Origin of the sequence: Kitasatospora phosalacinea, from assembly GCF_000717185.1 — a bacterium.
Taxonomy (GTDB): domain Bacteria; phylum Actinomycetota; class Actinomycetes; order Streptomycetales; family Streptomycetaceae; genus Kitasatospora; species Kitasatospora phosalacinea_A.
Map to the genome: position 1 here is coordinate 21,458 of NZ_JNYE01000028.1, position 23,049 is coordinate 44,506.

At 73.7% G+C, this 23,049-nt stretch carries 28 protein-coding genes; 25 read left to right on the forward strand and 3 right to left on the reverse strand.

Annotated features, from left to right (window positions below):
• Positions 1-54: 54 nt before the first annotated feature.
• From OO57_RS14725 to OO57_RS14825, 22 genes are all read left to right on the forward strand, one after another.
• Positions 55-321 (forward strand): hypothetical protein, encoded by a 267-nt coding sequence (locus OO57_RS14725; RefSeq protein ID WP_033252889.1) that lies wholly within the window; start codon positions 55-57, stop codon positions 319-321.
• Positions 322-504: 183 nt separating this feature from the next.
• The gene (locus tag OO57_RS14730) at positions 505-1,209 is read left to right on the forward strand and encodes a hypothetical protein (protein ID WP_158715122.1); all 705 of its coding nucleotides are present in this window, start codon (positions 505-507) and stop codon (positions 1,207-1,209) included.
• 172 nt (positions 1,210-1,381) lie between these two features.
• The gene (locus tag OO57_RS14735) at positions 1,382-1,732 is read left to right on the forward strand and encodes a peptidoglycan-binding domain-containing protein (protein WP_051777618.1); all 351 of its coding nucleotides are present in this window, start codon (positions 1,382-1,384) and stop codon (positions 1,730-1,732) included.
• A gap of 193 nt (positions 1,733-1,925) precedes the next feature.
• Positions 1,926-2,123 carry a hypothetical protein gene (locus OO57_RS14740; RefSeq protein ID WP_033252891.1) on the forward strand — a complete coding sequence of 66 codons (198 nt, stop codon included), beginning with the start codon at positions 1,926-1,928 and terminating at the stop codon, positions 2,121-2,123.
• Positions 2,116-2,814, forward strand: coding sequence for a hypothetical protein (locus OO57_RS14745; protein ID WP_033252892.1), 699 nt, complete (start codon positions 2,116-2,118; stop codon positions 2,812-2,814). Before OO57_RS14740 ends, OO57_RS14745 begins: the two co-directional genes overlap by 8 nt.
• Positions 2,814-3,035 carry a hypothetical protein gene (locus tag OO57_RS14750; RefSeq protein ID WP_033252893.1) on the forward strand — a complete coding sequence of 74 codons (222 nt, stop codon included), beginning with the start codon at positions 2,814-2,816 and terminating at the stop codon, positions 3,033-3,035. Before OO57_RS14745 ends, OO57_RS14750 begins: the two co-directional genes overlap by 1 nt.
• 32 nt (positions 3,036-3,067) lie before the next feature.
• Positions 3,068-3,403 (forward strand): hypothetical protein, encoded by a 336-nt coding sequence (locus tag OO57_RS14755; protein WP_033252894.1) that lies wholly within the window; start codon positions 3,068-3,070, stop codon positions 3,401-3,403.
• 70 nt (positions 3,404-3,473) lie between these two features.
• The gene (locus tag OO57_RS14760) at positions 3,474-3,959 is read left to right on the forward strand and encodes a hypothetical protein (RefSeq protein WP_033252895.1); all 486 of its coding nucleotides are present in this window, start codon (positions 3,474-3,476) and stop codon (positions 3,957-3,959) included.
• A 19-nt stretch (positions 3,960-3,978) separates the two neighbouring features.
• Positions 3,979-4,506 (forward strand): hypothetical protein, encoded by a 528-nt coding sequence (locus OO57_RS14765; RefSeq protein WP_033252896.1) that lies wholly within the window; start codon positions 3,979-3,981, stop codon positions 4,504-4,506.
• Between the two features lie 127 nt (positions 4,507-4,633).
• A complete protein-coding gene (locus OO57_RS39440; RefSeq protein ID WP_051777620.1) occupies positions 4,634-7,099 on the forward strand; it encodes a hypothetical protein in 2,466 nt (821 codons plus the stop codon).
• A 296-nt stretch (positions 7,100-7,395) separates the two neighbouring features.
• A complete protein-coding gene (locus OO57_RS14775; protein ID WP_033252897.1) occupies positions 7,396-9,867 on the forward strand; it encodes a hypothetical protein in 2,472 nt (823 codons plus the stop codon).
• Between the two features lie 254 nt (positions 9,868-10,121).
• Positions 10,122-10,496 carry a hypothetical protein gene (locus tag OO57_RS42530; protein WP_033252898.1) on the forward strand — a complete coding sequence of 125 codons (375 nt, stop codon included), beginning with the start codon at positions 10,122-10,124 and terminating at the stop codon, positions 10,494-10,496.
• Positions 10,497-10,695: 199 nt separating this feature from the next.
• Positions 10,696-11,145, forward strand: coding sequence for a hypothetical protein (locus OO57_RS14785; RefSeq protein ID WP_158715123.1), 450 nt, complete (start codon positions 10,696-10,698; stop codon positions 11,143-11,145).
• A 157-nt stretch (positions 11,146-11,302) separates the two neighbouring features.
• Complete coding sequence (locus OO57_RS14790) at positions 11,303-11,821, forward strand: ATP-binding protein (protein WP_051777622.1); 519 nt, start codon at positions 11,303-11,305, stop codon at positions 11,819-11,821.
• Positions 11,822-11,868: 47 nt separating this feature from the next.
• Entirely contained in the window at positions 11,869-12,714 is an 846-nt protein-coding gene (locus OO57_RS14795; protein ID WP_033252900.1) for a hypothetical protein, read from the forward strand.
• A 92-nt stretch (positions 12,715-12,806) separates the two neighbouring features.
• Positions 12,807-14,012 carry a DNA polymerase III subunit beta gene (gene dnaN, locus OO57_RS14800; RefSeq protein WP_033252901.1) on the forward strand — a complete coding sequence of 402 codons (1,206 nt, stop codon included), beginning with the start codon at positions 12,807-12,809 and terminating at the stop codon, positions 14,010-14,012.
• Between the two features lie 147 nt (positions 14,013-14,159).
• Complete coding sequence (locus OO57_RS14805) at positions 14,160-14,951, forward strand: hypothetical protein (RefSeq protein WP_033252902.1); 792 nt, start codon at positions 14,160-14,162, stop codon at positions 14,949-14,951.
• A gap of 125 nt (positions 14,952-15,076) precedes the next feature.
• Positions 15,077-15,472: a hypothetical protein gene (locus OO57_RS14810; RefSeq protein ID WP_033252903.1), complete on the forward strand. Its 396-nt coding sequence runs from the start codon at positions 15,077-15,079 to the stop codon at positions 15,470-15,472.
• On the forward strand, positions 15,469-15,639 hold the full coding sequence (locus tag OO57_RS43815; RefSeq protein WP_158715124.1) for a hypothetical protein: 171 nt from the start codon (positions 15,469-15,471) through the stop codon (positions 15,637-15,639). The genes OO57_RS14810 and OO57_RS43815 overlap by 4 nt, the downstream gene beginning before the upstream one ends.
• On the forward strand, positions 15,636-15,878 hold the full coding sequence (locus tag OO57_RS14815) for a hypothetical protein (protein WP_033252904.1): 243 nt from the start codon (positions 15,636-15,638) through the stop codon (positions 15,876-15,878). The genes OO57_RS43815 and OO57_RS14815 overlap by 4 nt, the downstream gene beginning before the upstream one ends.
• Before the next feature lie 132 nt (positions 15,879-16,010).
• Positions 16,011-16,460 carry a hypothetical protein gene (locus OO57_RS39445; RefSeq protein ID WP_051777624.1) on the forward strand — a complete coding sequence of 150 codons (450 nt, stop codon included), beginning with the start codon at positions 16,011-16,013 and terminating at the stop codon, positions 16,458-16,460.
• On the forward strand, positions 16,457-16,831 hold the full coding sequence (locus OO57_RS14825) for a hypothetical protein (protein WP_033252905.1): 375 nt from the start codon (positions 16,457-16,459) through the stop codon (positions 16,829-16,831). The genes OO57_RS39445 and OO57_RS14825 overlap by 4 nt, the downstream gene beginning before the upstream one ends.
• A 73-nt stretch (positions 16,832-16,904) precedes the next feature.
• Here OO57_RS14825 and OO57_RS39450 read toward each other — a convergent pair whose 3' ends face one another.
• Complete coding sequence (locus OO57_RS39450) at positions 16,905-18,035, reverse strand: ParB/RepB/Spo0J family partition protein (protein WP_051777626.1); 1,131 nt, start codon at positions 18,033-18,035, stop codon at positions 16,905-16,907.
• A complete protein-coding gene (locus OO57_RS14835; RefSeq protein WP_033252906.1) occupies positions 18,035-18,787 on the reverse strand; it encodes a GTPase in 753 nt (250 codons plus the stop codon). The genes OO57_RS39450 and OO57_RS14835 overlap by 1 nt, the downstream gene beginning before the upstream one ends.
• Before the next feature lie 227 nt (positions 18,788-19,014).
• On the opposite strand from OO57_RS14835, the gene OO57_RS14840 reads away from it, so the two are divergent.
• Together OO57_RS14840 and OO57_RS14845 are read left to right on the forward strand one after the other, a co-directional pair.
• A complete protein-coding gene (locus tag OO57_RS14840; RefSeq protein WP_033252907.1) occupies positions 19,015-19,443 on the forward strand; it encodes a hypothetical protein in 429 nt (142 codons plus the stop codon).
• 6 nt (positions 19,444-19,449) lie between these two features.
• A complete protein-coding gene (locus OO57_RS14845) occupies positions 19,450-19,965 on the forward strand; it encodes an NUDIX hydrolase (RefSeq protein ID WP_051777627.1) in 516 nt (171 codons plus the stop codon).
• 16 nt (positions 19,966-19,981) lie between these two features.
• Here the strand turns inward: OO57_RS14845 and OO57_RS43820 are convergent, their stop codons facing one another.
• Positions 19,982-21,310: a hypothetical protein gene (locus OO57_RS43820; protein ID WP_158715125.1), complete on the reverse strand. Its 1,329-nt coding sequence runs from the start codon at positions 21,308-21,310 to the stop codon at positions 19,982-19,984.
• Between the two features lie 185 nt (positions 21,311-21,495).
• Here OO57_RS43820 and OO57_RS14855 point away from each other — a divergent pair, with 185 nt between their 5' ends.
• A complete protein-coding gene (locus tag OO57_RS14855; protein ID WP_033252909.1) occupies positions 21,496-23,013 on the forward strand; it encodes a hypothetical protein in 1,518 nt (505 codons plus the stop codon).
• Positions 23,014-23,049 lie beyond the last annotated feature (36 nt).

Sequence of the window (23,049 nt, forward strand, 5' to 3'; positions counted from 1 at the left end):
CCCGGCTCCGACCGGCACCCCCAGCACCCCCGCGCCGCAGCAGGGAGGCAGCAAGTGAGCATCCGCTCCTTCTTCGGCTTCGGCAGCAGCACCAGCAGCTCGAACTCCGGCTCCGCGACCGGTTCGGCCGGCACGCGGACCACCACCTCCGGCAGCGGCTCCACCGGCGGCTGGCACTCCTACGACGAGGCCACCGCCCGGGAGCACCACCGCATCGCCCAGGTCACCGTCCCGTCGGCCGCGACCGACCAGCACGGACGCCGGGTGAACAGCCCCCGCCCCCGCCCCGAGGACACCAACCGCTCGTTCTGGAGGAGCTGACCATGAAGCAGATCACCGCCGCCGAGCTGTCCAACCAGGCCGACGAGGCGCTGCGCCGGGCCCGCGAGGCCCAGAAGCAGATCAACAACGGCAACGGCTCCGGCAAGTAGAGCCACCCTCTCCCCTCCTTTCTCCACCTCCGCAGTTCGGCCCCCGCCGCCTGCCTCCCGGAACCGTCCTGGCATGCACATGCCGGGACGGGTGCCGGGAGTGGGCGGCGGGTTCCACCCGGAACCCGCCACCGCCAGCCACACCGTCGTCCAGGAGGACACAGTGAACGCCACCCTGACCCGCCGTCCGGCCCCCGCGCCGACCGTCGGCGCCGCCGCGCTCGCCCGCCACATCGTCCGCGCCACCACCCGCACCGCCCCCAAGGCGTGGACCACTGCCGAGGAGCGCCTGGCCGACGAGGTCGCCGAGCTGACCGGCACCGACCCGCAGATGTGGCAGGTGACCGACCTCGACGACAGCGCGACCCGCCGCCGCCTGCTCAACCAGGGCGCCGACGCCATCATCAACACCGCCCCGGCTGACCTGGTCGAGCCGACCGAGCCCGGCGACGACTGGTCGGAGATGGAGGCCGAGATCGCCAACGAGGCCGCCACCGACGCCGCCGCCGAGACCGCAGCCGCCACCCGCACCCGGGTCACCAAGCGGGCCGACCACCGCGACCGCGTCCGCGAACTGGCCCTGGAGGTCTACACCCCGGTCGAGCTCGCCGCGTTCGGCGACGACCCGATGGACGCCTGGGGCCGGGACGTCCGCGACGTGGTCGAGAGCTGGTCGCCGTTCCGGAAGGACCGCTCCGGCCGCGACCCCCGCGGCTGCTACGTCATCCGCTGCCGCGACGGCATCCGCCGCTACCCGGACGGCTCGCTCGCGGACTAGGCCCGCCGGCCCCGGCCGCCGCTGCCAGCTCCACCCCGTCGCCCGACCCGGGCCCCGCCGAACACCCCGCTGCGCACCGCCCCGTGGTTCCCCGCCCGCCCCGACCCGTCGGGCCGGGCGGGGAGCTCCGGGACCACCCAGGTCCCCTCCACGATCACCGAGGAGAACCCGCATGCGCACCAACCCCTACGCCATCCGCGCCGCCGTCGCCGCCGTCGTCCTGGCCGCGGCCGTCACCGTGGGCGCCGTCGCCCCGGCCTCCGCCGCCCCGGCGCTGCTGTCCACCGGCTCCACCGGCTCGCCGGTCGAGCAGCTGCAGCGCCAGCTCAACTCGGAGCTCGGGCAGACCTACCAGCTTGAGGTCGACGGCCGCTTTGGTCCGCTGACCCGCGACGCCGTCGTGTGGTTCCAGACCTGCTCCGGCATCAAGGTCGACGGCATCGCCGGACCGCAGACCCGCGCCGCTCTCGACGCGAACACCGGCCGCCGCGTGGACGACATCTGCCTGCGCCCCGCCGACTGACCCACCGTCAGCAGCTTGACCGCCAGCCGCCGACCCGGCACGCACCACGCCGGGCACGGCGGCGGCCGGTCCGGTGCGCTGCCCCGACCGGCCGTCTCCCACCCCCCGGGGACGGCCGGTCCGGGGAGCCACCGGGCCCCGCAGCACAGCCCCACCTCCGCACCCGTCGCCCCTGCAGAAAGGGCCGCGCACCATGAACGTCAACACCGACACCGTCTTCGGCGTCTTCTTCGCCGGCAGCGCGGTCACCTCCGCGATGGTCCTGGCGGCCGAGGCCCTCACCGCCCGCGCCGACCGGCGCCGCGCCGCCGAGCCCCAGCCGTCCCTGGTCGTCAGCGTCACCATCGCAGCCCAGGGCACCGAGGCGCAGCGGGAGCGGGCCGATGTCTGAGCCGATCCAGCCCGCCTCGGTGCGCAAGGCCGGCGAGCGCACCGACGGCGACAGCGACGACATGCCCGTGGTGGACGCCACGGTGCAGCCGCCCACCGCCTCGGCGCCGGTGCCGCCGCCCCGGCCGTCCGAGCCCCCGACCGCGGGCACCACTTCCGGCTCCGCCGGTGCGGGCGCGCCGTCCGGGCCGGGCAGCTGGTGGCGCGACGCCGACACCTCCGGGCCCGCCTCTTCTGCTGCTCCCGTGCCCGCGCCGGTTCCGGTGCACGCGGGCGGCGGCTCCGGCTGGAGCGGCGGTGGCGGCGGGACGGCCACGATGGTCGCCCCCGTCTACCTCCCGCCCGCCCCGGTCACCTACACCTACAACCACATCGTCCAGGCCGCGCCGGCCGCGCCGCTGGAGCGGCGCTTCGACGTCCGCCGGATCCGCCCGGTGCGCAACGGCCTGGCCCTGGCCATCGGTACGGTCATCGCCCGCGCCGTGTGGAACCCGGTCCTGCACGTGTTCGGCGACGAGCCGGGCGTGCTCCTGGCGGGCCTGGTCGGCGCGCTGCTGCTGGAGTGGGCCCACCACGACAAGCTCAAGATCCGCTGGCTGGTGCGGGTGCACACCTGCTCCTGGGCCGCCGCCGGGATCGTCACCCCGGCCGGACTGCTCGGCATCGCCTTCATCGGGACGGGGGCGGCCTGATGCCGGTGTCGAACCTGCTGCTGGGCGCCTTCGCGGTCCTCGCCGTCCCCTACGCGCTCCTGGTCGTGCTGGCGAACGCCTTCGCCGCCTGGCGCGGACAGCCGTGGACCGCGGACGAGCTGCGCCGCCGTCAGGCCCCGCTGCTGTGGCTGGTGGTCGTGCTGGCCGCGCTGTACGCCGCGGCCGCCGCCGTCCAGGGCCTGGCCCGCCTGCTCACCTGACCCGCTTCGCCGATCCCGACCCGGGAGACCTCGTGATCATCATTCGTGACCTGGTGGTCGCCGCCGCCGGGATCCCCTACCTGCCCACTCGCCAGGAGGGCCGCTTCGCCGAAGCGGGCCGCCGCCCCGTCGCGGTCGTCGCCGACGTCGCCGGGCTGGCGCTGTCCGTGCCCTGGTGGCCCGGGCGCGCCGCCGCCGGAGCCATCTACCTGCTCGCCGCGGTGCGGCTGTGGCGCCTGGCCCGCCGCGGCTCCGCCCACACCCGCGCCGCCGCCGGCGACCTGCTCGTGCTGCTTACCCCGCCCGCCATCTCCGCGCTGACCGGGGTGCACCTGGTGCCGCTGCTCGTCCACCTCGTCCTCGCCTGATCGGAGGGAACCACGCCGTGCCCGACCCGCACCCCGCGCACCCGCGCACCCGCCCCTGCCGGAGGCGCAGGTGACGTCGATACAGCTGTCCGTCGGCGGCCTCGCCCTCGCCCTGGCGCTCCTGCTGGCCACCGCCCTGCGCTGGTGGCGCCGCGGGTTCCCGCTGCCCGACGCCTTCGCCCTGGTGGGCGGTCTGCTGTCCGGCCTGCTGTCCGCGCTGTGCTCCGGCGGCCTGCTCGGCCTGGCCGCGCACCTGCTCGTCGGCCAGGCCACCAACCCGCTCGGCGACAAGGTCCTCGGCAGCGACACCCAGCTGCTCGCCCACCCCGGCCCGGCCGGCCTGACCGGCCCCGGCGGCGTCGCCACCGTGCTGCTCGCCGCCGCCACCGCCCTGGCCTGGCGCTGCTGCGACGCCCGACTGCGCGCCCAGATCGGCACCGGCGCGCTGTCCGGCTCCGCGCTCGGCCTGGCCGCCGGCCTCTCCGGCCTGGCCGCCGCCACCCTCGTGCCCGCCATCAACCACCTCGGCGACCAGGTCCTGGCCGCCCTCCACTGAAACCGCCCTGGAGGCACTCGTGAACATCCCCGCCGCGTCGCTGACCATCGGCGGCCTGCTCGTCGGCATGGCCATCCCGATCTGGCACACCAGCCGCTTCGCGATGGCGAACATCAAGAACAGCTCGGCCGCGATGAAGGGCGCGGTCGACGACCTGGTCCCGCTCGCCGCGGGCATGGCCTACGGCGCCATCGCCACCGCCACCACCAGCGGCCTGATCGGCTTCGCCACCGGCGCGATCACCTGGCTGGGCAACGGCGCCGGGACGCTGGCGATGTGGGGCGCGACCGGCGGCGACGCCGACCTCGCCGTCCGCTCCGCCAGCAACGCGCTCACCGCCATGGGCAACCTGATCCTGCTGCTGCTGACCGTGGTGGTGGTCGGCGCCTGGAAGAAGGTGCCGGCCAAGTGGAAGTCGAAGATGCGCGTCGGCATGGTCTCCGGCGTTCTGCTCGGCCTGTCCGCCACCCTCGGCGGCGCCGTGATGGCCACCGTCATCCCCCTGGCCAACAGCGCGGGTGCCGCCCTCGTCGGCACCATCGCCTGACTCCGGACGCCACCGGTCGCCCGCACCCGCCCCGCCCCGGCCCGCACCCGCGGTGCCCGGCGGCGCGGCGTGTGCGGACGGCCGCAACCGCCCGGCCCCGGCCCACCACCTTGTGAAGGAGACAACGGTGACCACCCATCTGCCCGAACGCGTCATCATCGACGCCGAGTTCGTCGACGACGAGCACGACGAGCGCCAGGCCGCCGCCGACGGCGGCACCACCCGCAACACTACGACCGCTCGCGGCGGCAAGACCTCCGCCAGCGGGGCGACCAGCGACGGCCCGGCCGCCGACGGCACCGCCGCGACCGAGGGCCCGGACCTCGGTGCCCGCCTTGCCGCTGCCCTCGCCCGCCAGGGCCGCCGCGAGTACGCGGCCCTGCGAGAGGGCCTGACCGTCCTGAAGACCGAGACCGGCACCTGGGCCGCCGCCTCCAAGGAGACCCCGGCGCACCTGCGCGCCTCCCTGCTCAACCGCCGCTACGCCACCTGGACCGCCAAGCAGAACGCGGAGGTCGAGCGCCTGGAGGAGAAGGCCGGCGAGCTGGAGAAGAAGGCCCGCCGAGCCCTCGCCGCCGGACAAACCGACGAGGCCAGCACCGCCGACCACAAGCAGGCCACCACCGTCGCCGCCGCGCTGAACGCGGAGGCCGCCGACTGGCGCGAGCGGGCCCGCGAGATCCAGCGCCAGCCCTACACCGGCCACATCGAGCCGGTCGACGCCGAGCTGGAGCGCCACCGCCGCCGCACCGCCAACAAGCGCCGCACCGGCCTGGCCGTCCTGACCATCGCCCTCGGCGGCCTCGAGATCGCCGTCGGCAACCTGATCCTGCCGACCATCACCGCCACCGGGCTGCTGCTGACCGCCTGGGCCAAGGGCCGCATCAGCGGCTGGCGCCGGGAGCTGCCCGACGTGCCCGCCCTCGCCTACGAGATCGCCACCGGCAAGCCCGCCAAGGACAAGAAGGACAAGGACAACAAGGAGCAGGTCGCCGCGGCCCCCTTCGACGGCGCGCTGTTCCCCGGCGACACCGGCAAGCCCTTCCACATCCACGACGTCACTACCCCGGCCGTCGCCGCCGAGTGCGTGCGCCGGGCGCTGCTCGCCGAGGACATCCCGCTCGCCCACGTCGACGAGCCCGTCCAGCACCCGTGGGGCTGGGAGGTGGTGGTCCGGGTCTCCGAGGGCACCTCCGGCGACATCGGCGACAAGCTCGGCGCCCTGGAGACAAAGTTCGACGTCGGCGACGGCGACGTGATCCTCCAGCCCAACCGCAAGCGCACCTCCGAGGCCACCCTGCGCATCGTCACCGGCGACCTGTTCGGCGCGATGAAGCCCGCCCCGTACCGGGCCCCGCACTCGGTGGACATCACCACCGCGGGCACCTTCGGCATGAGCGCGGACGGCACCGACCTCACCTTCTCCCTCGCCGAGCTGATGGGCGAGGTCATCGCCCGCTCCGGCGGCGGCAAGTCCACGCTGATCCGGGCGCTGCTCGACTGGACCACCGCCGCGTACAACGCGGTCACCGTGTTCCTCGACCCGTCCGGCGACGGGCCGGGCAAGTTCGAGGACGCGGTCGCGCTCACCAGCACGGACCCGCTCCAGATCGAGTTTGCGCTGCTGTCCCTCTACCGGCTCGCCGCCGGCCGCGCCCGCATCCGCCGCAAGCTCGGCATGGGCGACACCTGGAAGTGCAGCCGCGAGCACCCCGCGGTCTTCGTCTTCGTCGATGAGTTCCCCAAGCTCACCAAGCGCAGCAAGCTGATCATCGCCGAGCTGATGCTGGTCGGGCGGAAGGAAGGCGTCTGGCTGATCTTCGCCGCGCAGGGCGCCACCAGCACCCTGCTCGGCTCGAACATCGCCCAGCACCCCGCGCTGAAGATCCTCGGCGCGTGCCGGGACGTCGACACCACCCAGGCCCTGGGCGGCGGCGCGATCGACTGGGGCTACCTGCCGCACCGGCTCCAGCCCAAGTCCGGCGACAACCTCAACGACGTCGCCAAGACCTACATCGTCGGCGCCCCCGGCGTCTGCGAGGACCCGATGCTCCACAAGTGGCACCACATCCCCGACGACGAAGGAGGCCGCCGTGCCGCCGAGCGCCTCGCCGCCGGCCTCCTCGACGTCGACCAGGCGTCGATCGACGCGGCCCTGTGGTCGCCGAACCCGCCCAGTCTGAAGTTCGCCGACGAGGACGAGTACCTCCACTACGTTCCGTGGCCGGACCTGCTGGCGATGTGCGCCGAGGACGACGACGACTTCGATCCGGACGGCGCAGACGAAGCCGACCTGCCGCCGATCCTGACGGCGCTCTGGGAAGCGTTCGAGAAGCACGGCGCCCCGGACTTCCTGCTCACCGACCAGGTCCTGCAGCACCTCGCCACCACCGGCGAGGAGTGGCGCAAGTGGGACGACAGGGAGCCCACCGACCGACGCCGCGAAGGCGCGAAGAAGATCGCCCGCGACCTCAAGAAGGCCGGCATCACGGAGCTGGGCACGGTCCGCCGACCCGACCTCGACAAGGACAACCCGCCCTCTGGGTTCCTCCTCGCCGACATCGAAGCCGCCATCAAGGCCACCGCGGTCTGACACACACAGTAACCGGCGGCGGACGCCGCTGATCCGTCCGCCGATCCGACCCCGACCTGTCGCCGATCCGTCCTGATCCGTCCCCCGAGACGGATCAGGGACAGGTCGCCGACAGATCACCAAACGGATCACCAACTGCAAAAACAGATCAGACAGATCAGATCCGCACACCCCCTGAGACGGCCCCGGAGCCCGCGTCCGAGGCCGTTGCCCACCACCTACACACCCGCTCGCCCACCCGCCCCACCGCACCACCCAGACACTCACCCATCGTGACCGATCGGAGGAGACCGGCCATGACCCCGGCCCGCACCACCACCCCCCGAAAGCCCCGCGGAGGCGCCGCCAGGCCCCCGGCGAAGAGCGCCGCCAAGCCTCCCGCGGCCACCGCGCCGAAGACCCCGGCCGCGGTCGTCCCGGCGACCTTCACCCGCCCCTCGGCGGACCCGGTGGCGGCCGACGCCGCCGACCGCGCCGCCGACATCCGCGACCTCGCCCAGGCCGCCGCCGACGCCCTGCTGCGCTCCGCCCGCCGCGCCGCCGACGCCGAGCTGGCCACCGCCCAGCAGTGGACCGAGGAGGCCGAAGCGCTGCGCGCCGCCGCTGAGGCGGACGCGGAGATGCTCACGCAGCGTGCCGAAGTGGCGTTCCGTCAGGTGATCGACATGGCCAACGACCACGCCGACCTGATCCGCCGGAGCGCTGCCGAGGACGCCGCCGAGCGGCGCGAGGAGGCGGAGGAGGCCGCCCGCAGGCGGATCGCCGCTGCCGAGCAGCAGGCCGCCGATCTGACTCGGGTCGCTGCCGAACAGGCCGACCAGATCCGCGCCCAGGCGGCCGAGCAGGCCCGGTTCGACACCGCCGCCGCCCAGGAGATCCTGGCCCGCGCCGAGCAGGCCGCCACCGAGACCACCGACGCCGCCCAGCAGCGGGCCGGGCAGATCCTCGCCCAGGCCGACCGGGACGCCGACGCCCTGCGCGAGCGCGCCGAGAAGCGCGTCGAGCAGACCCACAAGGACGCGGCCCGGCAGGCCGACACCCTGATCGGCGACGCCCGGACCCGGGCGGACGGCCTGCTGGAGGCCGCCCGCGGGCAGGCCGACGAGCTGCGCCGTGCCGCTGAGGAGGACGCCGAGCGGGTGCGCGTCCAGGTTCGCCGGCTGCGCGAGGACGCGGACCGGGAGATCGACCAGGCCACGGATGCGGCCCGCGAGGTGCGGGCCAAGGCCGCGGCCGACGCCGACCAGGTCCGCGTCCAGGCCGAACAGGAGATCCGCCAGCAGCGGACCCGGAGCGCCGCAGAGGCGGCCCGGCTGCTGCAGGACGCGACGAAGGACGCCGAGAAGATCCTGCGCCAGGCCGAGAAGGCGGCGGCCGCGCTCGGACACGAGAGCGAGCAGGCGCTGGCCGAGGCGAAGAAGACGGAAGGCCAGGCGGAGCGGCTGCGCCAGCTCGCCGCCCAGGACCTGGAGGCCGCCGCCGAGGAGCTGCGGCAGGCCACCAGCCGTACCGTCCGCAAGCTGGAGCGGCGCCGCCTCAAGCGCGAGGCGCGCACCGCCGCGCGGGCCGGCAAGCCCACCGCCACCGCCCGCGTGAAGGCGTTCGCCAAGGCCAACGCCCGCCGCCTGCTGGCGATCGTGCCGATCACCGCGCCGATGGCCGTCGCCTGGACCGGCCAGGCCGGCTTCGCCCACGACATCCTGGGCTGGATCGCCCCGTTCACCGTGCTGTTCGCCGCCGCCTGGGAGCTGTCCACCGCCTTCGTCGCGTGGATGTACCACGAGGCCCGCAAGGTCGGCGACAGCGGCACCCTCTACCGCGTCTCGACCTGGGCGTTCGCCATCGGCGCGGCCGTCATGAACTACTGGCACGCCTCCGCCACCGTCACCGGCCAGAAGTGGGACCCGGTCGCTCACAAGATGGTCGACCAGCTCAGCTACTGGGACCCCACCCCGAGGGCGGTCGCGTTCTCGGTCATGAGCATCACCGGCATGGTGCTGTGGGAGCTCTACGCCCGCCTCATCCACCGCAGCAAGCTCCGCGCGGACGGCAAGGTCGCCAAGTCCCGGCCGACCATCGGGGCGATCCGCTGGGCCCGCTACCCCGGCCACTCCTTCACCGCGTGGTCGCTGGCGATCACCGACGAGTCGCTGTCCACCGTCGAGCTCGCCTGGACAGCCGCGGCGAACCACCGCGCGATGGTTCGCCGAACCGGCCTCGGCACGGTTCGCCGCATCATCGCCGCCGCGATCGGCGTCGGCGACTGGATGCCGCTGCGCGCTCTGCCCGCCGTGCCGAACCGAACCCTGATCGTCGCGGTCTCCGGTTCGCCGAACCCGGCCGCCGTCCCCCAGTTCGCGGTTCGCCTCACCCGCCCCGGTTCGCCGAACCAGCCCCCCAAGGGCCCCGGCGGTTCGCCGAACCCGGCCCTGCCCGCGGCGCGCTCCGGCGCGACCGGCAGCCGCCGCGAACTGGAGGCCGCGAACCGCACCACCCCCACCGGCGAACCGGCCGGGACCGCCTCCGAGCCGCGAACCGCCGCCGACCAGCAACGCACCGTCCCGGACCCGGACGGTTCGAACCGGCGCAGCGCCGCCCAGGAACTCGTGGACGAGCAGGTTCGGCAGGTCCTCGCCCTGATCGAAGCCGTCGGCTACGACACGGTCGACCTCGACTACGTCATGGCGAACCTCGGCCTGAAGAAGACCACGGCCTACCACCGCCTCACCGACGCCCGCCGCGAGTTCGCGAACCGCACCGCCGCCTGACCCGCGAACCGCACTCGGCGAACCACGAACCGGTTCACCACTCGACCCGCGAACCGCGAACCGGCCCAGGGGTGAACCACGTACCCCGGGGCCGGTTCGCGAACTGGCCCAGCCCGAGGGCGCCGGGCAGGTTCGCCCGCCGAACCGAGCACCCTCGCCGCCGACCGTCGCTAACCAGACGAAACCCTCCAAAGACCGGATCAAGTACCGCACCACCGCCGAAAATTGGCCGCACCATTCACGAAAGGAACCCGATGCACCACCTCGTCACCCTGTCCGGCCTCGCCGCCGTCGTCCTGGCCCTGCGGGCCGTCCAGCTGACCGTGCTGGCCCTCCACGTCCGCTACGCCATCCACCACGGCATCGGCAACGTCACCGACTCCGAGTTCGCCCTGCTGTGCGCCAGCGGCATCATCACGTTGATCAGCGCCATCGGCGGAGGAAACGCCATCACCGCCACCACACACGCCAGCCAGTGGGGATGGGCCCACGGGATTCTCGCGGTCGGCACCACGCTGGCCTACATCCTCCTGAGCTACGCCACCGACTGGAGCGCGCGGACCTGGTGGGACAAGCGGACGGCGCGCAAGGCCGGCCACACCGCCGAAGCCGTCGAGGCCACGGCCTGACAGCCCACCCAGGCCCCTGTCCCGCCCGGAGCAGGGGCCCTTCCCCGCCGTAGCACCGTTCCCACCCCTCCTGCGCAACCTCCGCACCGCGTAGGCGAACCCGCGGCCGAGAACCGGGGTGCGGGAGCGAAGCAAGCGCTCCCGCACCCCGGGCCTCGTTGAACACGCGCAACCACTGCCTCAAGAACGGATGGACACCATGCCCGCCACCGTCCAGGTCGTCGGCGCCGTCACCCAGTTCGCCGTCGAGCACCGCCACGGCACCGCCGCCCTCATCGCCTTCACCACCGACGGCGCCGGAACCACCGGCTACACCCGGCTCGAGTTCACCGCCGACCAGCTGCACGACCTGGCCGGCCTGCTCGCCGCCGCCCGCGGCGCGGACACCGCTGCCCCGCCCGCCCCGGTGATCGCGATCCCTGCGCAGACCCCCGTTGCCGCGCCGCCGCAGGAGGACACCCCCACCGTTCTGCGTCGGCTCTACGCCACCTTGCGCCGCCGGCCCGGGGCCGAGGAGATCCGTCAGGCCCTGGCCAGCAGGGGCCTGATCGACCCCGGCCTCTCCCGCTCCACCCTGCAGCGCATCCGCCAGAACTTCGAAGACGACCACCCCGAACTCCGAGCCGAACGGCAGCAGCCGCAGCTCTGAGACAACGCGCCGGGGCCCCGAGGAGAAAGCGATCTCCTCGGGGCCCCGGCGCGTGCGGGCCGAACCCGGCCCCGGGCGGGCTCCCGTGTGAAGCAAGCACCCAGGAGCCCGCACCGCCCGCCGCCCGCCGCCACAACCCCGGAAGGACCACCCGCCCGTGCACCCCACCGGCTCGCCCGACTTCGCCCCAGGCTCGTTGATCGTTCTCGTCGGGGGTTCCGGCGCCGGGAAGTCGACCTTCGCCGCCGCCCGCTGGCCGGCGACCTCGCGCCTGTGCCTGGACGAGTACCGCGCCATGGCGACCGACTCCGCGGCCGACCAGTCCGCCACCCCGGTCGCCGCGCAGATCCAGGACCTGCTCCTGGACGCCCGGCTCGCCCGCCGCCTGCTGACCGTGGTCGACTCCACGGCCCTGATGCCGCACGTCAGGGCGCACCTGCTCGCCCGCGCCCGCTACTGGCAGCGCCCGGCCTGCGCGGTGCTGTTCGACGTCCCGCTCGAGCGACGCCGCCGGCTGAACGCGGCCCGGGAGCGGGTCGTCCCCGACCACGTCCTGTGTGAGCAGGAGCAGCTGCTGCCCACCGCGGAGCAGCTGCGCGCCGAGGGCTTCGCCACCGTCGACCGCGTCACCGTCTCCAGCCCGGCCTGCCTCGAACCGGCCCGCATCGGCCGCTGACCCGCTCCACCCCGCTCGTACTCGCCATCTCCAGGAAGGACAGCACGATGAACACCACCACCACCACCAGCCGGGTCGTGTCCGCCCCGGTGCTCGCCTCCGCCTCCTCCGCCATCGTCCGTCGGGGCCTGTTCGCCGAGCAGCCCCTCGTTGTCGGCGACGAGGGGGTGGAGTGGGCGCTGTGGCTGACCGCCATGGGCGAGATCATTCCGATGCCCAGCCTCGGGGAGGCCCTGATCGAGGCCGCCGAGCACAACGCGGTGGCGGCCGACCTGGACGACGGCAGCCCGCTCAACGCGGTCGTGCACGCCGTGGTGCTGCACCACGGCAAGGCGTGGCGGCGCCCGCGCGCCGCCCGCACCGGCAGCGTCCGCCCGCACATCCTGCACTCCGCGTGGTGCGCGATCTGCGAGGAGCCGCTGGACGAGGAGTACGGCTACTACGAGTCCCCCAAGGACGCCCTCGCCGTCGCCCGGGACCGCGAGTGGAAGACCCTGCCGACCGGTGAGCTGATCTGCCTCCAGGTTGACCCCGCGCACCTGAGCGCCGAGCAGACCCTCACCGCCCGCCCCGCCGCCGAGGGACAGGCCGCGCTCGACCTGCCCGCCGACCCGGCCCCCGCCTTGGACGGCGGCGAGGAGTACCCGGTCGGCCGCTACCTGGCCGGCGCCCGCCTCCTGCGCGCCCCGGCCGCGTCCACCGCGCCCGCGGCCGCCGCGCCGGACAGCGGCACCGGCTACCTCACCCGGATCTCCGAGCGCACCCGCCGCCTCACCGCCGAGGACCTCCTCGCCGCCCTGGCCGACGTCCCCGGCCACGCCGTGGTGGAGATGGCCGGCTACCCGATCAGCCGCGCCGAGTACAGCGGCGGCGTCCTCGGCCTGCACGCCTGACACCGCCCCGCCCCGCGCCACCTGACCCCGCATCACCGGCCCGGCCGCACCCGCGGCCGGGCCGACCCTTCTCCTAGATCGGAACCCACGCCGTGAAGCTCCGCCTGTCCGTCGCCGCCCTGACCGACGCCGTCTCCTACACCGCCCGCGCCCTGCCCGCCCGCCCCCCGGTCCCCGTCCTGGCCGGCATGCTGCTGACCGCCACCCCGGGCACCCTGCACCTGGCCGCCTCCGACACCGAGGTCTACACCGCCGACACCACCGCCGCCGAGGTCGCCGACGCCGGCCAGGCCGTCGTTCCCGGGCGCCTGCTGAACGACATCTGCGCCCGCTTGCCCAAGAGCGCGGACGTCGACCTCGAGCTGGTGGACAAGGGGACCCGGCTGGCCGTCGCCTCCCGCGCCGCGCGCTTCACCCTGCCGGTGCTGCCTCTGGGCGAGTACCCGGCGCTGCCCGCCCTCCCGGACGCCGTCGCCACCGTCTCCGCCGACGCCCTCGCCCGCACCGTCGCCCAGGTCGCCATCGCCGCCAGCGCCGACCAGACCCTGCCCGCCATCACCGGCATCCAGCTGCGCCTGGAGGGCGAGCGGCTGCTGATGTCCGCGACCGACCGCTACCGCATCGCTCGCCACGAACTGCCCCTGACCCTCACTGCCCCGGTGCCGCGCAAGGGCGCGGCGAAGCGCCGCAAGCCCGAGCCCGGCGAAGGCCCGGACCCGGCCGCCAAGGACACCGCGCCCCAGGCGCTGGTGCCCGCCCGCGCGCTCTCCGAGGCCGCTCGCGCGCTGGACGGCGAACACGCTCTCACCCTGCACTGGTCCGAGGGCCTGTTCGGCCTGGCCACCCCCGGCGGGCGCAGCTACACCACCCGGATCCTGTCCGGCCACACGTTCCCCAAGACCGACTTCCTCCTGGCGGACATCGCCGCGGTCGCGACGTGGACGCTGCCCGTCGCCGAGACCGCCGACGCCCTCCAGCGCGTCGCCCTGGTCGCCACCCGCAACACCCCCGTGCTGCTCGTCCTGGACGGCGCCACCGTGCGCATCGAGGCCGGCTCCGGCGACGACGCCCAGGGCAGCGACCGGGTCCCCGTGAACACGGCCGGGGAGCTCGGCGACGGCTTCGCCATCGGCTTCAACCCCGGCTACCTCGCGGACGCGTTCAAGGCGCTGGACGCCCCCGAGGCCGAACTGCACATCCGCAAGGCCGACAAGCCCGTCCTCCTGCTGCCCCGCCTCGGTGAGGGCGCCCAGACCCCCTACCAGCACCTGCTGATGCCCGTCCGCCTGAACGGCTGACCACCCCGCACGGCCAGAACGGCCCTGCCGCGAGCGGACCGCCGCCGCCGGCCCCGGACCACCCACCCACCTCGGGCAGGTGCTGCCGGGACACGGCGCGGCTGCCCGGTCACCCGACCACAGCCCCACCCGACCGGAAGGACACCCATGCACCCGAAGATCGTCGCCGGAATCCTGGAGCGCGCAGTCAACTCCTCCATCGGCGCGGAAGCCTGCGTCACCGCGCAGGGCAGCCCCGCGCTCCAGGACGAGCTCACCTTCCTCGCCCGCCGCGCCCTCACCACCCGCGGCGTCCTGGCCGAGCACCCCGTCCCGGACGAGTTGCTCGCCGTCGCCGCCGACCTGCGCGCCACCAGCCCGGCCCCGACGCCCGACCCGACCGCCATCGCGGCCGTCCTCACCGAGGCCGCCACCTGGATCGAGACCCACGGCTACGGCCCCGCCGAGCTGCTCCCCCGGCATGACCCCCAGGGAGCCCCGAACTTCGCCATCCTGCTCCAGGACATCGTCCACGCGGTCACCCGCGTCACCGGCACCGACCTGCCCCTGCGCTTCGACGCCCTGACCGTGATCGCGCAGCACCTGCCGGTGTGCGGCGTCACCATCACCGACTGGGAGTACAACCACAACCCCCGCGGAGCCGACGGCGCTCTCGCGCTGCTGCGCGGCCTGGCCGCCACCGCCCCGCTCCCTTCCTACACCCCGCTGCCCACCGAGCCGCGCCCCGACCGCAACCCCCTGCGCCTGGACCTCACCGACCTCGCCCCGCTCGCCACCGCCGTCCGCACCAGCACCCCCGCCACGGCACGCACCGCCGATGAGCGCCGCGACCTCACCCGGATCTGGCAGGGCGTCGCCGCCCACGCCGCCGACACGGACCCCGAGCTGGCCTCTGACTGCCAGGCCCGCGCCGACATCCTGCGCGCCGAATCCGCCTGACCTTCGCGAGCGGACCGCCGCCGCCAGCCCCGGACCACCCGACCCGCCCAGGGCGGGCGTCGCCGGGACACGGCGCGGCTGCCCGGTCACCCGACCACAGCCCCACCCACCGGAAGGACACCACCATGCAGAACCTCCCCCGCCTCGCCGCCGCCCCCGACAACTCGCTCGTCGTCGTCCACGGCGTCATCACCACCTACCAGAGCCGCGACCCGCGCATCCTGACCGTCAGCGACGAGAGCGGCTCCGTCTCCGTGACCGTCACCTCCAACGCGGTCGGCGGCACGGTCGTCAACAACGGCCAGGCCCACCTGGTCGGCACCCGCACCACGATCGTCGGCCTGCGCCTGGACGCCACCCGCGTCCGCGCCTCGAACATCGACCTCGACGCCGCCCCGCTCACCCCCGCCGACGCCGACAACCTCCTCACCACGGCCTCCGCCGGCACCACCCTGCCCACCGCCACCCTCCTCGCGCTCCCCGCCGCCCGGACCGAGACCACCACCGCCGGAACCCGGTGACCGACCCGACCGAGCGCGGCAGCCGCCCGGCCACCGTGCTCCGCGCACTCCTTCACCGGCTGCGCCCCGCGCGCCAGGCCCCACCCGCCGATCCGGACCCGGAGGACTGGGGCGACGACCCCACTGGAGCCTGGTCGCCCGACACCACCACCAGGACCACCGATTGATCGACCACTCCACCGCCTACCGCGACCCGGACCCCGAGGTCGACCGCGAACTCCAGGCCCACGGCCAGGACGCCGCGCAACTCCAGGCCGACGTCCAGCGCTACCGGGACGACCTGCACTGCGGACCCGCCCGGCCCGAGGACGCAGACCGCCTGGCCGCCCTCGCCGCCCGGATCTCCCGCCAGGCCCACCGCATCACCGGCCTGCGCGACGGAGCCCGCCGGGCACACCACCCCTGACCACCCACCACCCGGGGCCGGACCGCCGCACGCGTTCCGGCCCCGGCACACCCCGCGCAGCAGGTAGCACCCCGAGCCCGGCGGGCTCCAGCCCAGCCATCACCCACTCCCACTGACGGAGGCACACTCACCTTGTCCGGCACCATCGTTCCCTTCCGCATTGAGTCCGCGGCCACCCAGGCCGTGGGCATTGACTTTGATCTCACCCTGATCGCGCACGACCAGGGGTGGAAGGACGGCCGCATCTACGGCGAGCCGATCCCCGGCGCCCTGGAGGCCCTGCGCGAACTCCTCGACCTGCGCGCCGTCTTCGTCGTCACCGCAAGGTCGCGCGAGCACCACCCCAACATCGCCGCCTGGCTGAGCGCCCACGGCTTCGACGCCGAGGTCGACGACGACCCCGACCGCTCCCACTGGACCACCCGCGGCACCGTGCTGGTCACCAACAAGAAGCTCGGCGCGGCCTGCTACATCGACGACCGGGCCGTGACGTTCACCGGCGACTGGACCGAGGCCCTCGCCACCGCCCTCCACCGCATGGCCCTCACCACCGACCCCGCCACCCCGGGAGAGCGCCCGTGACCACCGAAACCGACACCACCGACACCAACACCGAGCGCTTCGACCAGAACTTGGCCGAGGCGCTCACCCACACCGCCGCCGACGTTGGCCGCACCGACCAGAAGGCCGGCGTTCTGCTGGGCCTGGACGGTGTCCTCGCGGCCGCCGTCGCGATCCTCGCCCAGTCCGCGGGCGCCCGACTCGCCGTCATCGCCCCGGCCGCCGCGCTGCTCCTGGCCGCCACGATCCTCGCCGTGCTCGTCGTCCGCCCCCGGCGCGAAGTACGCACCGCCAGCGACCGCAAGATGCTGCTGCTGCGGTGGGCCTCCGACACATCCATCGCCGCCCTGGTCGCGCTCGCCGTAGCCGCCCTCATCACCGCCGCCGCCTGACGCCCCGACATGACGAAGGCCCGCGTCCCACTCGGATTCATCGAGTGGGACGCGGGCCTTCGTCATGTCGGGGCTAGCCTTCGCCAGATGACTCAAGAACCTTCGTGGCGAGCGCGTCAGCAAGCCTGTAGGCATCGTCGATGCTGAGCGCAGAGAAGATGGCCTGAGCGAGTTCGTCTATGGTCAGAGCGGCCAGATCGACCAGCGTTGGAGCGGGCGTACCGGTGGCCCCGGCGGACTGCTTGGGCACAGGACGGTCAGCTGTGGAGGCCGGGTTAACCGCGGTAAATTCTGCGGCCGCCCCCGGCGCTCGTCCTTCCTGCATTCCGGGGGCTGCCGGAGCTGACACCCCGGCGGCCGACGGCCGGGCACCAGAATTAACCGCGGTAAATTCCGCAGCCTCCTGCACTTGACCCTCGGAGGTACCGTTTGCGTCGGCCGCCTGATCGACGGCCGCGCTCTGCCGGCCCGCGGCCTTCTTCGCCGAGTCCCCGCGTTCGATGTCAGCCAGACGCATCAGCTGCTGCTCGGCCGTCAGCTCCTCGATGTCCTTGACCGCACCGAGGCGCCGGGCCCGTCGGATCGAGAGGCCGGACTCGTCACCGGCCGCGTGGGCCCGCACCATCGCCTGCAGGTCGGGATGCAGCTTCAGCAGGCTCTTGCGTTGCGAGATCCATGCGCCGGTCCAGCCCTCCGCCTCGGCGGCGGCCTTCGCGGTCGGATACTCGGCGACGATCGCCATGACCGCCTTGGCCTCCTCGATCGGGTCGAGGTCCTTACGTTCGACGTTCTCGTCGAGAGCAGCTCGCAGCAGCGCAGCCCGGGACCGGGCGACGGTGTCGTTCACCGCACACGCCAGCTCCGCGCGCCCGAACTCCACCGCAGCGGCGTGCCGCCGACAGCCGTTCACCACGATGAAGTCGCTACCGCGTAGCTGCTCCGCCTCGTCCGGATAGAGCAGCAGGTATGCCGCGCGGGTCACCACGAGCAGGCTCTGCCGCTGGATTTCGGCGATCGAGCTCAGGTCGGACAGGTCGCCGACCCCGTCTCGGGGGTTGTGCGGGTTAGGTGCCAGCCGAGCGGTCTTGACGTAGATCAGCCGATCCGGACCGCTGCTGTCGGAAGCACCCTCAAAATCCCGGTTCTCAGCGGGAGCCGCAGGCTTGCCCAGAAGGTCCGCGACGTTCACACGACGGCCGGCCATCAGGAGTTCCTTCCGTCACGGGCCCGGGCGATCCGCAGCTGCATCTCCAACGCGAGGCTGCTGAAGTCCGCCTGGCACTCCTGCGCGGTGCGGCTCTTGGCGTACTGCGTGACGACCTGGCCGAGCGCGGCAGCCTTCGAGTGCAGCTTGTAGTGCCGGATCACCGTGTTCGCGAGCGGCCACCCGTTGTCCCGGACGTACTGCTTCGTATCGTCCCGGTCGCCTTCGCCGTCGCGTGGGTCCCAGTTCGAGACCACCACCGTGAACGGGATACCGCGGGGCTTGATGACTTCCTCGATCGTCTCGGCGGTGGGCTTCCAGCCGAGCGACTCGGTCTCGATGGGGACTATCACGTGGTCGGCGTTGTCGAGCGCTGCCCGGATTGAGTCCGCGACCCGGCCCTCACCGAGTGGGTCGCCGGAGTTCTCGTCCCGGGCCTCTGGCGGAGTCCACCCCGGAGTGTCAACGATGACGATGTCCACCGCGGTCGCCTCGCGCAGCCGCTTCAGGTCGTCCAGGTCGTTGTACGCCTCGGCGAAGATGAAGGGGAGATCGTCGCCGACCCGTTCCGCCCACCACGCGCTGGAGCCCTGAGGGTCTAGCGAGACAGCCGCGACCGGCGCCAACACACCGTCTTTGGCGGTCCCCTTGTCCGGGGCGAGGACCGCTGCGGTGGTCGCGGCCAGGTTCACCGTGATCGTGGATTTCCCGATGCCGCCCTTGCGATTGAGGACGACGATCACTGTTGCCATGGATTCAGTTCCTTGATCCGTTGACTTCCCAGGTCACCCTGGTACTTCGGAGTCCGTCGACTTCCCGGCGGGCGCCGGTACTTCGGACCGGCCCAGCATGTCAGACACCACCGAGGACGCCGAACCACCCCACAGGCGCGGCGTGCCGGGCCAGAATTAACCGCGGTTAATTCTGGCCCGGCACGCCAACTGGCTGGGCGTCACCCACGAGGGCAGGGGCGGATCAGATGGCGTTCAAGGAGGCGGCGCAGGCCGTGTTCCGGGTGCTGGCCGGGGACCGTGACACCCACCTCGACCCCTACCTGGAGCTGCTGCGCCTGGGTGCGGAGCACGAGGACATCGAGGCCGAGCGCCTGGAGGTCACACTCGCCGTCCCCGGCGCCCTGATCACCGGCACTGTGATCTCACCCGAGGCGTGGCGGAAGCTGTTCTTGAAAGAGCTGGACGACTACGACCTCGCCCGCGCGATCCGCACCGCCCACGGCCGGATCGCCGACGACGCCGACGACGGCAAGAAGCGCCCGCCGGACCGCCGACACCTCCACCTGCGCGACGTCACCGTCCGGGACGGCCGCACCGTCCATACCCTGCCGTCCTGGCGCGGCCCCCTTGCAGCTGTCTCCGGCTGGACCCTCGGCCGCCCCAACCAGGACTGAATCGGCGTGCCCGAGTCCACTGTCCCGGTGCGGGTGTGCGCGCTGCTGGTCGACCCGGATGGCCGGGTGTGCGTGATCCGCCGTCACCGCCCCGGCGGCATACAGCACTCGCTGCCCGGCGGCCTCCTCGCGGACGGCGAGCAGCCGGCCGACGCGCTGCGCCGGGAGCTGCGTGAGGAGCTCGGGCTGGACCTGGTCGCCGCCGACGTCGGTCTGGTCCCGCGGTTCGAGCAGCACCAGGCCACCACCCGCCCGGGAGATAGTCGGCTGTTTCGCCGCCGTCACTTGGTCCACGTCGTCCACCTCCCGCTACCGTTCGCCGAGGACGTCGCCCTGGTCGAGCTGGACGCCGAAGACGCCACCGAGGTGCTGTGGCTGGCCCCGGCCGAGCTGGCCGGCGCGCACCTCTACCCGGACGTCGGCGAGCACCTGGTCGACGCCGTCACCACCCAAGCCGTGTCCGCGGCCGCCGCGTCGGTGCTGCTGGCGCCGATGACGGACGCCACCTATTTCTGGAGGTGACCCGGCCCTGGAGCGGTCAGGTGCGCAGCCCGAAGAGGGAGCGCCACCCGCGCCGCTGGCCCTGTGCTGGCGAAGGAACCAGGGGAGGCTGCCCGGGAGCGGGCGGGTACGCGGGCGGCGGCGGCATCGGCCCGGGAGGGACAGCTGCGGCGGGCAGGTAGACGGAGTCCTCCGGCAGCTGCTCGCCGTCCGGCTGGTTCGTCTTCTGTGCCTCCGGTTCGGGGCGTTCCTCCGGCAGGGGCGGACGGTGCGGCCGCGACCCGGGTACGGCCGCGGCAGATGCCGGGGGCTCCGGCGGGGCGGCGGGCGGCGCTGGCGGCTCCGGCGACGCTTCCGCCGCTGGCATGGGGAGGGGCGCCGTAGGTTCCGCAGGCGGCGTCGGCCGGTGGCGCTCCTGGTAGAGAGCGGCGGCCTGGGAGCGCCGGGAGCGCCACCTTCCGCGCTGGGACTGCTCCAGGCGGTTCATCAGGTCGTTCGCGGTGGCCAGGGAGAACACGCCGCGGGTGCGGGTGAGCTCGTCGAAGGTGACCGGTGCGAGGCCCCAGCGGGTGGCGTCCGGGGCGGGGACGGGGTGGCTGATGCGCCAGTCCCGGTGCCAGCCCCACCGCCAGTCGGGGAAGTCCCAGTCCTCTTCGGAACGCTGCTCGTGGTCGAAGTCGTGGACGCCGTAGGGGATTAGGACCTGCTGGCCGTCGAGGAAGTAGACGCGGCCGCCCGCAGCGAGGATCGCGAGCTGCTGCTCGGTCGGGGCGATCGTCGCGTGCCGGGCCTTGGCCAGGCCGCGCGGCAACACGGCCAGGTCGGCCAGGCGCGCGGCCTGCAGCGCGTCCTTGGCCCAGAACCAGACGTGCCGGGCTCCGCCGCCGTAGCGGGCCTTCACCGCCTGGATCCGTTGCTCGACCTCGCCTGTGCCCACGGGACGCCTCGGCCGCTCCACGACCAGGACCTCGTTGCCGTCTCCGCCCACCACCACGGCGGGCGGGAGTACGCTGCGGCCAGCCGCAGCGTTCGCGCCCGCGTCGAACGGCGCTTCCAGGACGCAGTGCACCCCAGGCCAGGCCCGGGTGATCCGCCGTTGGAACTCGATGACGATCCGGCCGTCCGCCTCGAGCTGCTCGCGTACCGCAGGCGCGGCCGCGCAGTCCGCGCCGCTGGTGTGGGAGAAGTAGGGGGAGACCTTGGAGTCGGGGCGCGCCCCTTTGAGCATCAGGTGCTCCCGGCACGCCCAGCACACGTACCGGCCTCCGGCCAGGCCCGGCGCCAGCCCGGTGGTGCCGTGTGCCAGGTCGACCCAGTCGCGGGTCGCGTTGTCGAACACCCAAGACACGGATGCCTCGTCTCCCATGGCACGGATCATGCCCGGGCCGAGCCGCCGACGTACGGCGTTCACCGAACTCCGCCCCCTGCGTAGGGCGCACTGTCCGGGTACAGCCGATCCGCCGGGGCAGTTCTCCCGTTCCCCCGCCGGACTCCCGCGCCCGGTGTTTGACTACAGCGCAGGGCAATCCCCGTGACACGAGGAGTAGTTGAATGGGCTTCGCCACCACCTACCTCACCAAGGCGGAGGTGCAGGACCTCCTCGGTATCACCTCCTTCGGCATGTGGCGTCTGCCCCGCCAGCACCCGGACTTCCCCGCGCCCGCGAAGAACGTGCACCACCGCTCCGTCGACGACCCCGACGCACAGCACTGGGACGCCACCGCCGTCTACGTATGGGCTGCCAAGACGCCCCAGTTCCGCCAGCGCGGCGCCCTTTTGGAGCGCCCGCTACCCGACCGGCCCGGGACGGGACGATTCCTCGGCCACCGCGACACCGCCCACGGACCCGCCACCGACTGGGACACGGCCATTGGCGTCGTCCGCCTGCTCCACACCACCGAACGCGAAGCGGCAGCGGGCATGGCCGGCGACCTGGCCGCCGAACGCGGCCACGGCATCACCGTGGTCTGCTCGCTGTTCGGCGACATCGCCCACGGCGGCCCCGCCCTGGTCGCCGCCGACACCGCCCGGCCCTGCATCGAGTACGAAGCCGACTGGTCCGTCGCGGTGCAGCTCGCCGGCCAGCCCCTGCCCTGGTGGCCCGGCGCCCTGCGCCGCCCCGACATCATCCGGCAGTGGTCCCCGGGATCCGAGGTCCTCACCGTCCAGCTGCCCGCCGACGACCGCGAGGTCGCGCTGCAGCGCGCGGCCCGCAACCCCACCTTCACCGCGCGCGCCCGCGCGGTGCTGACCGACATGGCCCGCTCCATCCGCAACGACCGCATCGACGCAGTCCGGTCGGAGATTATGATCTTCGGCGAGGTCCGTCCCTGGCACACCTCGTCCCCGCTGGTGATCGCCGCCGAGCCCGACACCCAGGGACACCCCCTCGGCACCGCCGAGGAGGACGGCCCGCTGCGGCCCGGCTGGGCCGAGGTCGCCCGCAGCAACCAGCCAGACGCCGTGGCGGCCCTGCACGTGGCTCTCGGCCGCAACGCCGACCTGCTGCCCTACGGCAGCTTCACCGACCTGCGGGTGAGCGACAGCCCCACCGTCGACCGGTGGGTGCGGCGGCTCGCCCTGTGCGACCCCACAGCCGGCCACGCCACCCTCGCCGAGGGCAAGCAGGTCGAGGCCTTCTTCACCGACCCCCTCACCGACATGCCGGTCGTCCGCACCAAGGACGACGACGACCCCAGCCGCGCCCAGTGGCTGTTCTACGCCCCGCGGTCCCTTCCGGCCGGCCGGGGTGAACTGGCGTCCGTCGTTCTCGACGGGGCGGTGTGGATCACCACCACCGACGGCCTGGTCCACCCCGCCCCGTGCCTTCCCGGCGAGCACCTGTGGTGGGGCGACGGCTGGGGGGACCGCGCCACCGAACTCGCGCACGTCGTCCACCTGCTGCTGGACGACCTCCCGGCGCGGATTCCCGCCCACCGCCACTGGCGGGACGCCCCGCCCGGCCTGACCGCCTTGTTCAACTCGCAGCCGAAGTCCGGCCCGGGCACGGAGCTCGGCCGGGCCGCGCTGTTGCACGCCAGGATGACGCCGACGCCGCAGGGCTACTGACCGGTGCGAAGGAGCCGGGATCTGGCCGGGTCCCGG